Below are 14,697 nucleotides of genomic sequence, written 5' to 3' on the forward strand. Positions count from 1 at the left end.
GGGGAGTATCGGCAAGTTAGATGCGCCCAGGAGCCTTTGAGAAAGGGCTCAACTGCCCGGCCAGCAGAGAGAGAGCCCATCCAAGGTACCATGGGGATTCTCCAGAACCGCACCTGAATGCCGGAGCTCAAGGACCGGTGTCCTTGCTGGGGCTCGCAAGGACAAGCCCATTGCCTCACCCTGCAATGACTGGCCTTCGAGCCAGCGCAGTATCGTCGGCACTCCAGCGATGGTCCGTAACCATAGCCAGACACCCTCAAAGCGAATGCCCCACGCCTCTATCCCCGGTGACGCTTCTTGCGGTCCTAGAAAAAGGTAATCCATCCGTTCGCCACAGGTAATTCGGAAAGCCAACCCGCCCTGGTGGCCCTGCATTCTCTGGAGCGAAACGGTCTCTGTTGGTTTTCTACCTGCTGCCAGCAAAAAGGCCGTTAATTCACGGTTTCCCTCACATTTTGTTCTTATCTGAGGGGCCGCCTCTAAGTGGCCATAGTGAGGTGATACCCACCCTCCCAAAGGAGCCAAACTGCCTTCAAGAACCTGGGGGGGGGTTAAACCCTCGCTAAAAGTGATGCCCAGCGACTCTTCATTCGTAACCACACAAATCTCATGGGGCGATCTCCTTTCGACCTTTGCTCCCGGCACCCATTGTAGCCCGAAACTCGCCGCATCGGAGGAGATACCTTCCGGCAATTGGTCATAAACGAGCCAATATTCGCCGAGTACGTGGACTACCCCTCGGCAATAACTATCATAGGCGTTCTGGCTTTCGATTCTTCCCTCAACCCAAGCTCCTACAGCACCCGCAGTTAGGCGTGTCGTGGCTACCCGAGCGGCCACTTCCCGATCTCGGAAATCCCGCTTAAGAGAACCCAGCGGGTCGACACCCCGAATAGATAAACCGTTATGGGCTTCAGGTCCGGCAAAGTAAGCGCGCCACCGGGGAGAATCGGGCGGCCATCGTTCCGCCTGTGTCCGATAAGTATAAGTTCCTCCATCAACTACCATGGGATTTCCAGCCACACTAACATAGATGCCTAACAGATCTGCATGCATATGCCCCCCCATAAGCAACTTGCCAGTTGCTGGTCCGGTACGAAAAACTAGGCGAGTACCCTCATCAGGCTCAGAGAAAACAAAAAACCCGCCTACGGGGTAAGACTTAAAGCGCGGAGATCTTTTCAGTTCTACAGGCGAAGAAGCAAGCTCGCCGCCTAGCAGCCAAAACGCACGCTCAGCCGCTGAATCTTCATAAGGCGAGGGAGAAAGGCTAGAGTCAAAAAGCGCTCGATATAGCTCTCGAATAGCCGCACATCCCCACCCCTCTCCAATATCTAAGGGAAAAAGAGGGTCCTCCGTTCCATTGCCAATCGCTAACGGCGTTGTTTTTGGCCCGCTTAAATCTATCTGGAATGCCAACATCCGTTTCAATCGCTCCAGTATCCAATCTGGTACGGGGCGGTTATTCCGCCGACTCAAGATTACATAGGCGGCGGTCATTTCACAGGTATATTCTTGATAGTGAGTCGAATGCTCAAAACCCGTCCCGTCCTCATAAATCTGCCGGGCCAGTTCACGCAACCATAAGGACTCATAGCGTTCTAGCCATCCCCGCTCTTCGATAAATTCTGGAAACAAAAGCCCTATATACCAGCCCGCAAAGTTATCCAAAAGAAGATGGTTATTGGGGTAAGAATTTCCGAGACGGGGCGCTAAAAACCGCGCATCCGCATACAAAATCTTTAGCACGGCATGCTCCACAGCAGAGCAGCGACCCGAGTAGCTCGCATCGCCTCGCTTCGCAATCAGGAAAGCCAACGCCCAGGAAAGAGCAATGAAGCGCTGAATAACGACAAGGTTACTGAGATAGGGGAGTTTTGAGCATCCAGCGCTAGCTACCTGCATCCAGCCCTCAAGGGTTGCAGCCAGTATAAATTCTAGCGGCGCACCATAAAGAATGGCTAAAGCCAAGCGTGGCGCAAAGGCAAAACGATGGGGCCGCGCGGCATAAAGCGCATCCTCCCCTGGCCCATTGGTAAGCGAGTTCCATGGAAATGCTTTTCCAAGAAGATCCCCGCGTCGGCCATACGTTATAAGACCAGTGCTGCAATCCGAATAGGCACGTTCAAGAAGCCGTCCCCGCCACTGGGGCCGCTCAGCCGCCACTTGCTCCGCAGCCGCCCTGAGTGAAACTGGATCTGCAAAAAACGCGGGCTCAGCGTCTATCCCTACCTTCCTCTCAATGACCCTAGAAGCGCTGAAGGTTGGGCAATAAGGAACGGCAGATTCTCGCCCAAACCAACTGCGAAAACGTGACGAAACTGATTTCATTAGGCAAAAATCTTAAAACTTCAATGGGAGCTATTAAGGAGAAATGCCACTCTCCCTTGATCGGATAAATCGTCCACCAAGGTTTCTCTATTTGCTAGGGCGAGCGTTCTTACGCGCTTCAGCGGAAAGCGGCTGCCGATCAGGCTGATAAAGCCATACATTGTCATCCACATTGTTAATGGCAACGAACACATCGTTCTTTGGAGCATAGCGCCAACGCCCAAAAGTGCCGGCAGAACTCTTATTAGGGGTTGGCCCCTCGCCACTAGGTATATCAACCCTCCAGGTAAGTTTAGCAGGATCAAGGATATAGACCTCATTTGTCTGAGCACCGCGACACTTAGGGGCTCTGCCACACCAGGCGACGATTTGATCCCCGACGGGATCATAGGCGACACCAGGAGAACGGGTGTTGACAATTGCATCACCCCCCTTAGTGGGAATAGCCGCCAGCGTAAAAGGAGGGTGAAGGAGAAGTGTATTGACGGTTCCATCACCCACAAACCAAATCTGGTGGCGCTTAGTATCCAACGTGCCAGTTCTAAAGAGCATATCTAAGTCGATCCCCGAAATTTTTTTCGTCCACTTGTTAGTAAAAAAATTAAAACTGAATAATGCCTGTTGTACTCTTGAACTATTTTTAGCATAAACCTCTCGACTTTCTGGGTCATAAATAATCTGCACATAATTATCTCCCACCGGGCTAGTACGCTTTTTTAACTTCCAGCTTCTAGTAATAGGATTAAAGGTCCAACTATCCTGAAGAGTGCCCCCATTCCAACAAGAAGTTCCTCCCCCAAATAAGAAGAGCTCACTAAGATGGTCAATCCAAGCCAAATGGTTATAGGTATGCCTAGCGGTCGGTGTAAGTCCTCCGTCCCAAGTACTGTAGCAAACGGTCTTGGCATCAGCTGTGGGTATGGTTGGGTCCGTCAAGCGAGTCCACTTTTCAGTATCAAGGTCGAACGCATAGAGCTCATTACCATAATACCCGCCATGGCCACCTCCCATAAGAAGCATCCGGTTGCCCACCGGATCGAAGGCTCCTCCAGACCAACTTTCAATAACTGCTGCGCAGTCTTTCGTCGAAGGCTTAACCAACTCACTTGGGCAAACCTGCCGCATATGGCTATCGGGGATCTCTATCCAAGTTCCTGCCTGCGTGGCAAAACCCATCAACATCAAAGTAGCATAGATGGAAAGGCGGTACATATTGTCTCCCTAATTAATAAGGACAATGATAAGATATTAAATGACTATGCATTCGCCTAAACTATGAGTGAATAGACTCCTAAATGTTACTCGCCAACCTGCCAAACCTATGAACATAACCTACTGGCAAATCCAGAAAAACCCACAAATTGCGAATACAACTAACCCAAGCTTAGATTTGCCATAATTATGAATGTAAAGTCACATGGCTGACCACATAACGAAATTTCCCTGATCGTTCAGGCGGTATCTCTGCAACTGGTTCAACATTCACACGGACTCCCTTCCCCAGCCGATCTTGAAAATCCCGCCGAATGCCATCTTCAACGGCACGGCTATACCCACCATTAACAGGCACCAACAATACCCGCATTTCGGTCTTACTTTCTTGGATGATCTTGAACGATTCGATTCCCGGCAAATCGCGCAAGACATAAATCAGCGCAAGCCCATGCATTACCGTGCCATCCGCTGCTACGATAAAGTCTGTCGTTCGTCCCTGGATTTCTTTAAGTACTGGTAGGGAGCGCCCACAACCACACAACTGGTCGTCAAAAACCGCTACATCACCAGTGCGATAGCGAATAAAGGGAAATTCTTTAGTAGCAAGATGAGTAATCACTACCTCACCGGGCTCCCCTGCCGCTACCAATTTCCCCGCTTGATCAACCAATTCCACCACAATGTCCTCTGCCGTAATGTGTAAGCTGCCCTCCGGGCACTGATGGGCAACAAAACCTGCATCACGCCCGCCATAGCCGTTAGCGACTCGACATCCAAAGGTAGACTCGATATCACTATATTGATCCTCATAGAGGCGTTCCGCAGTAACAAAGGCAACCTGTACCCCAAGATCGTTCATGGACCCGCCCCGCTTTTGCACATGACGTGCAATGTGAGCAATGGCACTTGGATAGCCAAATAACATCTTTGGGCGCAAGCGCCGGATCTCAGCGATAAAATAGTCGAGGTTGCGCTCGGACATATCAAATGCTGACAATAGACGAGTCCGCAAAAGATGATCACGCCACTCTCGCAAACGGTTCTGAGCCCCAAGCTCTACCGGCGACCCCCACACCACTACCTCAGGATCGCCGATATCGACTCCCCACCAGCGGGTTGCCCGCCATTTAGCAGCCACATCGTGACCTACCCGCTCTTTACCTAAATAGAAAATCAAAGGCTCACCTGTAGAACCACCCGTATTAAAGCGTACAAGAGAGCTAGCATTGTCCGCTTTGAGAACATCCATATTCGCCCGTATTAGATCCTTAGTAAGAAACGGCAGCTTTGGCAAATCCTCTGGAGAACGAATGTCATTGGGACCGATCCCCGCTTCTGCAAACAGTTTCCGATAGTAAGGCACTTGTTGAGAAGCAAACTTAATTAATCTTCGCAGGCGTGCTGCCTGAAATTCCGCCAGGCGATCTGCCGACCACCACTGGCTGGTTTCAAGTTGACGTAAAATCCGAACCGTCCCATGCCCCTTAATGTACTCGTGGAGTGGAAAAATAAATCTTGAAATAAAATGGGTGGCAAGAGTCGTCACGAACGAAACTCCTTGGACACCGGCTTTACCCTTGTTCCTATCTTGTTCCCATCAACAAGTGCCTCAAATTCCTGAACCAATACTTCAACCCGGTAATCCCAATGGTTCTCACAGGCATGCTTCCGTATTGCCGCCCGATCCCAAGAATGAGAAAGCGCCTCGCGCAAAGCCGCTTCTAAAGCTTTTGGATCACCAAAAGGTACCACTGTACCCAGCTGGATATCGGAAACAACCTCGCGGTTTCCACCCACCTCAGTGGTAATTACCGGAAGCCCGCATGCCATTGCTTCTAGAAATACATTGGCCCAGCCTTCGTTACGGGTCGCTAGTACAAAAACATCCGCAGCTGAAAGAGGCCACTTAAGCTGCTGGGAAGGCAAAGCCCCAAGAAAATGCACGGATTCCCCCAACCCAAGGCTCTGAACCTGACGCCGAAGCTGTTCACTCATATCTCCCTCGGGCCCAGATCCACCAATAATGAGATAATGCAGATCCGGAAATTGCTCTCTAAGCGCTGGTAATACCTCAATAACTCGATGGAAACCTTTGCGCTCAACAAGTCCACCCACAGAAATAAGAACCGGTCCCTCTGAAGGTAATTTAAAACGGCGGCGAGCTTCTACTCTGGATACAGGGGTAAATTTTTCTGTATCTACTCCATTACCCACAACCCGTATTTTTTGAGAATCGGCCCCTAAGCCGATCACATGGCACTTCAAAGAAGCAGCGACAGCAAATACGCGTGTCGCGCCTGCAAGTCCTTTGAGCATCAAACGGCGACGAAAAGGGAATCGGGCAATGGGTACCTCCGTGCCCCGGAGAGTGATAGTCACTGGCACCCCAAACCAGCGTCCAAGGAGTGTCGCAGCGTACCCCTCAGGGTAGGCAAAATGGGCATCAATGAGACTGAAACGATGACGCAATTGCCATAAAGTGGGGACGACAGCAAACGCTAGGGACCATCCGTCGAGCCATTTAAAAAAACCAGGAACCGAAAGAAACCGGGGCCGGTAAATTTCTACTCCGTCCTGAATTTCTCGCCGCGGTGCTGGCGGGCGGAAGTGGGGTCGCAGGCGACGTAAAAAACTCTGACCAGGAAACCACGGGGTGGGCGCGACCACGACCAAAGGTAAGTGCCTTCCTACCCGGAACATCCTCTCGCGGATAAAAAGCCCAGCACTTGGCTGTCCCTCATGAGGGAAGAGAGTGCTAATAACGAGTAATTGGGGCTGGTTTTTTTTCACTATCTGCATGCCCGTCGATGACGGTGTCATAAACTTGCTGATAACCACTAACGCTCCGTGCCCAGGTGCGCTCTTGCTCGACAAACCGGCGGGCGGCCTTACGTATCTCCGACCAATCATTGCGGCGCTGAATAATACTGAGAAGAGATCCCGCCAAAATTTCTGGATTCCCTGGTGAAAATAGAAATCCTGTTTTCCCTTCCTGGATAAGTTCACAATGGCCGCCCACCTTAGAGGCTGCTACTATCCGCCCTCGGGCCATGGCTTCTAGGGGTTTAAGGGGAGTCACCAACTCGGTGAGCCGCATCGGTAATCGCGGATAGACGAATATATCTACCAAATCATAGTAACGTGTCACTTCTTCATGGGAAACCCGGCCTGTAAATACTATCTGGCGAGTTATTCCCAATTCTTGAGCTAACGCCCGCAGATCCTCCGCCTCCGGACCCCCACCCACCAAGAGCAAACGCGCCTCGGGCGCTGCGCGCAGCAGCGCCGGCATCGCTCGAACTAAAAGGCTTAAACCTTCGTAGGCATAAAAAGATCCTATGAAACCCAATACGGGCCCCTTCCCCAATCCCAAGGAATGGGCAAATACTGGATCGGGACGGCTTGCTCCCACTGAAAAGCGTTCAATATCAACGCCGTTCGGGATAATAGTCACCTTATCCGCCGGGACGCCGCGAGCAAGAATGTCACGGCGTAACCCTCCGCACAACACTGTAATGGCATCAGCGCGCTGAAATACATACGTTTCTAGCCCACGACTCAAACGGTAACGAATTCCTCCCCGGGTACTCGTTCCATGATCCACTGCGGCATCCTCCCAAAAAGCCCGGCACTCATAGACCACAGGTAAACCAGCGCACCGTCCAGCGCGCAGCGCGGCTAAGCCATTTAGGGCAGGAGAGTGAGCATGCAAGATATCAGGTTGCTCACGTTGAATTACTTCTGCAAGCCGGCGCTCAAGACTGCGAACCACAGCTAATTGGCTGAATGCTGAAAGCTGTCCAGCGAGTTCTCCCCCAGGCAAGGTTCTATGGAAGCGGAATTCTTCTAGGATCTCTTCTTTAGCAGGGGCTTTGCCATGCTTGGCGCCCGTTACTTGGGCAGTTTCCCAGCCGAAAGCTCGTTGCTGCTTGAGGATTGCCCAAGTGCGAAAAGTATAGCCGCTCTGGAGAGGCAATGAGTGATCGAGCACATGAAGGATTTTCACTCTGCATACACTCCGCTTTCTATCCAATCGGCTAATATTTCTAGCTCCGCCTCATTTAAGGTCCAGGGATGATCAGGGCCAAAATCGATATCATTGGAGCGATCCTCATCGGCGCGGCCATCTAGCCGTTGGCCGGCGGCTTTCCAATACAATAAACTCTCCCGCGCAAAAAGCATATGGACGTACTTGCTAAGCCAGGGGCGATCCATCCGGCCTGGCGGCGAGGCGCCCTTAATATCTACCGGAGGGGGCTCAAACAGGTGCTGGGCGTTAATATTATTGGCAAGTTGCCAATAGGTACTTCCTTTATCTGTACCTGGCCGATCCAGGGTTAAGCCGTCAGGAGCTTCATCCCCACTATGACAGGAAGCGCAGTTTTTCTGAAGCAAGGGGAAGACATCCTGCGCCCATGTCCATTCAGGAACCGAAGACTGCTTTAAAATTACTGGTGGATTTTGAGCCGCAAGGCTTTCTTCGAATTTCGGAGTCTGATTGGTGCTATGAAGGTGACACCCACCGCAAGTATGGAGTTCTCCTGGCCGCAGGGATTGCACTACTTGATCCCGAGCAATGGCGCGGCCCTTGCTATCCACTCCCGCCATTAAGTAGGGCATATCGCAAGGGAGTGAGGCAAGAAAAGAACCATCTTCCTCTAGCGGTACATCCCCCAAGATTCGGGTCCGGATGCCTTGGGAACCATTGAAATCAGAAGTTCGCATCCTGTGCTTAAAAGGGATTACCTCCCAAAACCGTATTTTTACCATTTCTGACAAATCTATTCCGTGGGTAGAGCAGCCCTGAAGAGCACAGGGGGTCCGGTCTGGAAATTGCCCTTCTCCACCATAATTTCTCACCTCTGCCTTCATGGACGCCGCCCCTAGCAAGCATTGTCCAGAATCCGTCGTTTTAATAGGAGGAGTCGCCACCTGGCGCGAGCGCACTAGCCGCGGCATAAACTCTTGCCAATCGGGACTATCTACCACCACTAAGGTATTTGTTTCGGCGGCAGGATTTGCCGGAATTCGTGTAGTACGGTAAATACCTGCGTCACAACCCAATTTACGCTTTTGCACGTCACCTTTGAAATGATTGAAATTAGCAGTATGGCAATACCCCTGTAACCAGGTAAATAATAAATTACCATCTGGAAGTCCCTCAGGATCGCGCGCGCGCCCCCGCTCATCCGCTGGTATATCGTTACTCCCACCCGCAATTGCTAAATATAAGCCACGGGGCTCAAATGTCGCCTTTTGGGAAAGAGCGCTCACCGGACTTTCTCCCTCTACATTTCCCGGCTCTACGGGCCAACATAGAATAGTGCCTCCCCCCGAGTTGTTTCCCCGATAATAGTTAGCAGTGCACATATCGCCGTTTGCCCGCTCGCCAAGGAAATGGAGTGCCTTGAGAGTATGTAAACCTCGATCAATGGACGCTTGCCTGGTATGCGCGCCCAATTCCGCTTCTAGACTACCTCCTCGCTGGTCGACCGACATCACCCACCAGAGATTATCCTTGGTACCAAATAAAACCTGCAGCCCCCCTCTGCCGCGGTAAGGCAACATATTTACTATCTGCCAGGAACTATACATAATCCGACCCGTCTTGCTATGAAGCCACGGGTGCATGGCATTATCTCGCTCATGGGGTCCCACCCGAACTGCCTTGCTCCCATCTGCTTCCGCCATCCAAAGTTGAAGTGTAGGATGCCATCCTGACGAACCAAGCACACTGGGCCAGTCTCCTGCTCGAGTCGAGGTAAACATAATACGATCATCTGGAAGCCACACGGGCCCAGTATCCCAGCTTCCAGGCATATGCGGCCAAGCAACCAATTTGCCGGTCGTAAGATCTAACGTGAAAATTTGCGCCTCTGCTCCCTTCCGAGCCAACGCTTTATTCGGGATCTCTACTGGAAAACCTCTCGGTTGCCGGTTATATAAGTGGGCGGCACGATAAACGCTAAAAGCTATCCGAGTGCCATCTAGGCTAACAGCAATATCCATAGGAACACATGGACGGGGCTCCGGAAAAACACAATCATAGAGAATTTCCTCACGTCCATCGGCACTCCGGTACACCAGCTGACCAGGGCCTGAAAATCTCCAAAGCCGCGCAGTGACATCAGGGAGTTCATCATAGATTCCAAGGTTTCCAAAAATCTTCCCATTGATTTCAATTGTAGAGGTAGTGCGAGGAATACGCGTATAAACTATTCCCTCATCCATGTTCCACACATCTTCGGGCTTAGGCTGGGGAATTTCATCCTTGGGGGAATCACTGGCTACGCCCTCCCACTTTTGATACCTCTCACTACTACCGTTAGTTTTTTCAGTTTCTGGTAGCCTGCGGACAGTTCTGCCCCCTTCACCTTCTGGCTCAAACTGTAGGCGTCCGTCCCTGACTAGCTCGTCACTATCGCTGGCGTTTTCACTTCCCGGCAATCTTCGGAAAGTTCCGCTCCCTTGGGCTCCGAAAAGCCGCTGGCGGGCCTCTGGAAGCCACTCGCCACTGCCTTGAAGAGAAATATTGCTTGCAGCAACTCTGAGAGGAGAAACCTTCTGACTATCCTTATCGCCACTGGCAGCAGTGGGGACAGCTCCTTGCAACATCCCAAGCAAAACGCAAGCCATAATCCGATGATTAAATACCAACATAACCAAAACTCTCAAAGATTTTGAGTTAAGCAAACATCCCTATGGGAATCTCGCTGTAGTCGTTAGTTATCAAGCCGAGATGCTGCTAGAAGCATTCCGGTCATAGGATTCTCCCTCCATAGCCTGACGCAAGAAGGCATCAAACATCAAGAGGGACCAAATGGACGCACTGTAATCACGTAGTCCTGATAGGTGCTGGTCGACCAGATGCCGCAAGATTGGCATCTCGAAAAGCCCAGTTTCTGCTAGTATTTGTCCGGTCACTGCAGTGCGGACTCGTTCCCGGAGCGGGCCTCGAAACCAGGCGGCTAACGGTACCGCAAAACCCATTTTCCGCCGATATAAAATCTCATCTGAAAGGTAGGGGCGCAGAGCCCGCTTAAATACGTACTTTCCCTCCCTACTTCGGTACTTAAAATGGGGAGATAAGCCGCCAGCCCACTCGACAAACGGATGGTCCAGCAACGGTACCCGCACTTCAAGGCCATGGGCCATGCTAGCGCGATCTACTTTAGTAAGAATGTCGCCGGGTAAATAGGTTTTTAGGTCTAAGTACTGGACCTGAAGCAGTGGATGATCGGGTGCCTGTCGGGCATGGTTTCGCAATACCTGCGATGCCTCATAACCCTGAAGCTCTTGGCGCATCCTTTGGCTGAAAAGGCGATGGCGTAATTCATTCGGAATCACCGCCACACTGTGAAAGTAGCCTTCCAGGGGATCGCGAGCCAATGCTTGGAAGGTTGTCTTAGCGCGAAAGATGCGCGGCGCCCAATCAAGTTTAGGATAGTAATGCCCCAAGATACCAAACAGAGGCTGCCGCATGCTCAGTGGCAAGATTCCCCGCACCCGCTGCTCATGCAAGTGCCAACGGTAACGACGGTAACCCGCAAAGAGTTCATCGCCTCCATCACCAGAGAGAACAACCTTTACCCGCTGGCGCGCCAGTTCGCACACTCTATAGGTAGGCATAGCGGACGAGTCAGCGTAGGGCTCGTCATAAACCCCTGCCAGCCGGTTAATTAGCTCGAAATCATCCTGATCGACTTGAGCAGAATGATGATTAGTGCCATAACGATGGGCGACCTGCTCGGCGTAGCGGGCTTCATCAAATGCTGGATCAGAAAAACCAATCGAGCAGGTACGTACTGGATCATTAGACAATTGGGCCATGGCCGCCACCACGGCGCTGGAGTCTACACCACCGGAAAGGAATGCCCCAAGAGGGACATCCGCAACCAATCTAATATTGACCGCTTCTCGGAATTTTTCAATAAGGGTTTCTTCTATGGCTGACTCAGAACCTAACGCTTGTGGCTCTAAAGTAACATCCCAGTACTGCCGTGGCTCCAATTTTGACGCCCCACAACGGAGCGTAAGTGTGTGGCCCGGCGCAAGCTTATTAGCATAACGGAAAATAGTGCGAGGATCGGGAATATAACCGAAAGCAAAATAATCTTCTACCGCCAAAGAATCGAGCTGGCGCGGCAAATGAGGATGGGTAATAAGCGCCTTGAGTTCAGAACCAAAAATGAGCTGCCCATTGGGCAGCAATGCATAATACAGCGGCTTAATGCCTAATCTATCGCGGGCCAGAAAAAGCGTTTCCTGCTTGCGATCCCAAATAGCAAAAGCAAACATACCCCGAAAATGATGCACGCACTTCTCACCCCATTCCTCCCAAGCATGGACGATGACCTCCGTATCGCACTGGGTGCGAAAAACATGGCCGCGGTGGCTAAGCTCAGCCATAAGTTCCTTAAAATTGTAAATCTCGCCGTTATAGGTCACCCAAACCGTACCATCTTCGTTACTGAGGGGCTGACGGCCTAAGGACAAATCGATGATAGAAAGACGGCGATGAGCAAGACCGATGCCAGGTTCCACATGGATGCCACCACCATCCGGACCCCGGTGGCGCTGAATATCATTCATACGCGAGAGAATTTCCCGGTCGATGGGGCGGCGCTCATGGAGGTCAAAAATACCTGTTATACCGCACACAGAAAACCCCCATAAAAATTTTTCGGAAATACTCTCATTAAATTTTTATCCAACACTAGTTTACTTTTCTCCCTACCTCTTGAAGCTTAGCGAATCCAGTCCCCTAGGACTTCCTTGATCCTAAGAGAAGCCCTGCCGTCCCAAAGTTCAGGAATACGCCCAGCCTTGCCTCCGGTAGCCAGGATATCGTCCAAAACAGCAAGCACCCGCTCCGGCGCAACCCCCGTTACCGTATTGGTTCCTTCCTCTACTGTAATAGGGCGCTCCGTGTTATCCCGTAGAGTTATACAAGGAATCCCCAGCGCAGTAGTCTCTTCTTGCATACCCCCGGAGTCGGTGAGTACCAGCCGAGCCTTATTCATTAGTCCCAGCATCTCCAGGTAACCCACTGGTGGCATGCAAAACACTCCCGACATTTGCTCTAATGCTTGATGCAATCCGCTCCGTTCAAGGGCCGCCGCCGTACGTGGATGTACCGGAAAAATAACCGGAATGCGTTCGCTAACCTCCTGGAGCAACGAGAGAATACCCCTCAAAGTCGGCGTATCATCCACATTAGCGGGCCGATGCAGCGTTAACACGGCATAGCCGCTCGCGCAAGCATCTACTCCTACATCTCCTTTGCTCCGCAATAATATCTCCCGCGGGGCAACTGCTTTCGAGCGGTGCTTGAGCAAACTGTCAATCATCACATTGCCCACAAAATGGATACGGTGCTCTTCCACGCCCTCCCGCAACAAATTATCCCTGGCGGTACGCTCAGTTGTGAATAATAATCGGGCAAGTTGATCTGTTAGCACCCGGTTGATTTCTTCCGGCATGCTGCGATCAAAGCTGCGCAGTCCTGCTTCTACATGAATCACCGGAATCTGTTCTTTGGCAGCTACTAGTGCGCAAGCAATGGTCGAATTAACATCCCCAACGACCAGCACCGCAGCAGGAGTCGCCGCCTCCACTACTGGCTCGAAACGCTGCATGATCTCAGCCGTTTGCCAACTATGGCTGCCACTGCCCACTTCAAGATTAATATCAGGCTCGGGAATACCCAGTTGCTGAAAGAATAACGTCTGCATGCGCGTATCGTAATGTTGTCCGGTATGCACTAGGCTCAACGGCACCGAACCTTCGAGCGCCGCCATAATCGGCGCTATTTTCATAAAATTAGGCCGTGCACCCACAACACACATCAGCGTTCCTTTTGGCAAATTCATAGCCCGCTTAATTTCCATTTTTGCCCCCAACCTCTTTTAGAAACGCCAACATCACATCTGCTTACCCTTATTTGAAACTCTCTTTTCCAAATCGGACGGCTAGCAAAGTATCATATAGAACCGCATATTGCTCCACCATAGCGTTAATTCCAAATCTTTCTTCAATGCATCGTCGAGCCTCACAGCCCTGTTCTACAGCCAATTTCCTATTCTTAGCATAGCGCTCTAAAGCTTTAGCCATAGCTTCAGAATCAGATGAAGGAACCAGGTATCCCGTTACTGTATCTATAACTAATTCTGGATTACCACCCACCCGGGTAGCGACTACCGGCAGCCCTGTTGCCATGGCTTCTAGTATGGTATTGGAGATCCCTTCGGCCAAAGACGGCAGGACAAATAGATCCATAGCTTGTAATAACGCGGGCACATCCGCTCGTTCGCCTGCAAACCAAACAAGGTGAGCCATGCCCGCTTCTGCGACGAGAACCTCCAACCGAGGCCGCAGGGAACCCTCTCCAACAATAACCAAGCGTAGATTGTTTTCATCTTTGGGCAAACGGCGCACTAAATTTATAAAAGCCTGGACTAATGTAAGTTGGTCTTTAATCATTTCAAGGCGCCCCACCGTACCGATGATTAAACTACTTTCGCCAGTGAAATCCGCCGGTAATACCGAAGAACGATCCCGCTGAGGATGAAAACGTCTGGTGTCAACTCCATTATAGATATGCTTGATGCGCGCAGGAGAAATACCTACCTTCTCACGAAGATAGCTCACGATAGGCTGTGATAAAGCAATATACTGGTGTATCAATGGCTGATACAACCGGCGAAGCCAACGGTAACGCCAATTTTTTCCTTCCGGATCGTGTATATCCCAACCATGTTCCCCATGGATACGTATCGGTACCCCTGCTAGAGCCGCAGGTCCCTGCATTTCTAAGGCAGCAAGATTACGGGTATGCACAATGTGAGGTTTAAGGCTACGCAGCAGGCGCCAAAGCCGGAAATAAAGCGCTACATCCTTGCCCTCCCGCTTGTGCAAAGCGTAAATAGCGAGTCCAGGCTGCCGGATACGCCGCGCAAATTCAGTTGAATCCCGCAAGCAGATAATGACATGCCGATACCGATCAGCAGTATGGTTGATTAGATTTACTAGTCCATTTTCTAAACCACCCGTCTGCAACCGGAAAATCACATGAACAATGACCGGCCGGCTCGTATCATCACAAAAAACGTTAGAAGACGTATCGCTTTCGCTTGGGAAAGATACAGTCAT

Annotated in this window: 9 protein-coding genes; all 9 read right to left on the reverse strand. The window is 51.1% G+C overall.

The window, feature by feature from the left end:
* Positions 1–48: 48 nt before the first annotated feature.
* Positions 49–2,331, reverse strand: a complete 2,283-nt coding sequence (locus NOC_RS10575) for a heparinase II/III family protein (RefSeq protein WP_011330817.1) — start codon at positions 2,329–2,331, stop codon at positions 49–51.
* An 87-nt stretch (positions 2,332–2,418) separates the two neighbouring features.
* On the reverse strand, positions 2,419–3,543 hold the full coding sequence (locus tag NOC_RS10580; protein WP_002808620.1) for a kelch repeat-containing protein: 1,125 nt from the start codon (positions 3,541–3,543) through the stop codon (positions 2,419–2,421).
* 187 nt (positions 3,544–3,730) lie between these two features.
* Positions 3,731–5,092: a phenylacetate--CoA ligase family protein gene (locus NOC_RS10585; RefSeq protein ID WP_002811040.1), complete on the reverse strand. Its 1,362-nt coding sequence runs from the start codon at positions 5,090–5,092 to the stop codon at positions 3,731–3,733.
* Positions 5,089–6,345 (reverse strand): glycosyltransferase, encoded by a 1,257-nt coding sequence (locus NOC_RS10590; RefSeq protein ID WP_172633699.1) that lies wholly within the window; start codon positions 6,343–6,345, stop codon positions 5,089–5,091. Before NOC_RS10590 ends, NOC_RS10585 begins: the two co-directional genes overlap by 4 nt.
* Positions 6,302–7,552: a TIGR04063 family PEP-CTERM/XrtA system glycosyltransferase gene (locus NOC_RS10595; RefSeq protein ID WP_002809091.1), complete on the reverse strand. Its 1,251-nt coding sequence runs from the start codon at positions 7,550–7,552 to the stop codon at positions 6,302–6,304. The genes NOC_RS10590 and NOC_RS10595 overlap by 44 nt, the downstream gene beginning before the upstream one ends.
* Positions 7,549–10,206 (reverse strand): PD40 domain-containing protein, encoded by a 2,658-nt coding sequence (locus NOC_RS10600; protein WP_011330818.1) that lies wholly within the window; start codon positions 10,204–10,206, stop codon positions 7,549–7,551. The genes NOC_RS10595 and NOC_RS10600 overlap by 4 nt, the downstream gene beginning before the upstream one ends.
* 69 nt (positions 10,207–10,275) lie before the next feature.
* Positions 10,276–12,207 carry an XrtA/PEP-CTERM system amidotransferase gene (locus NOC_RS10605; RefSeq protein ID WP_002811447.1) on the reverse strand — a complete coding sequence of 644 codons (1,932 nt, stop codon included), beginning with the start codon at positions 12,205–12,207 and terminating at the stop codon, positions 10,276–10,278.
* Positions 12,208–12,293: 86 nt separating this feature from the next.
* Positions 12,294–13,418, reverse strand: coding sequence for a non-hydrolyzing UDP-N-acetylglucosamine 2-epimerase (wecB, locus tag NOC_RS10610; RefSeq protein ID WP_041345990.1), 1,125 nt, complete (start codon positions 13,416–13,418; stop codon positions 12,294–12,296).
* Between the two features lie 67 nt (positions 13,419–13,485).
* Positions 13,486–14,697: a TIGR03088 family PEP-CTERM/XrtA system glycosyltransferase gene (locus tag NOC_RS10615; protein WP_011330820.1), complete on the reverse strand. Its 1,212-nt coding sequence runs from the start codon at positions 14,695–14,697 to the stop codon at positions 13,486–13,488.

Source organism: Nitrosococcus oceani ATCC 19707, assembly GCF_000012805.1.
GTDB classification, from domain to species: domain Bacteria; phylum Pseudomonadota; class Gammaproteobacteria; order Nitrosococcales; family Nitrosococcaceae; genus Nitrosococcus; species Nitrosococcus oceani.

Coding starts and splice junctions, on each gene's coding strand:
- NOC_RS10615 (WP_011330820.1), bottom strand. CDS start 14,697: ATGACTGTATCTTTCCCAAGCGAAAGCGATACGTCTTCTAACGTTTTT.
- NOC_RS10600 (WP_011330818.1), bottom strand. CDS start 10,206: ATGTTGGTATTTAATCATCGGATTATGGCTTGCGTTTTGCTTGGGATG.
- NOC_RS10580 (WP_002808620.1), bottom strand. CDS start 3,543: ATGTACCGCCTTTCCATCTATGCTACTTTGATGTTGATGGGTTTTGCC.
- NOC_RS10575 (WP_011330817.1), bottom strand. CDS start 2,331: ATGAAATCAGTTTCGTCACGTTTTCGCAGTTGGTTTGGGCGAGAATCT.
- NOC_RS10590 (WP_172633699.1), bottom strand. CDS start 6,345: ATGCAGATAGTGAAAAAAAACCAGCCCCAATTACTCGTTATTAGCACT.
- wecB (WP_041345990.1), bottom strand. CDS start 13,418: ATGAATTTGCCAAAAGGAACGCTGATGTGTGTTGTGGGTGCACGGCCT.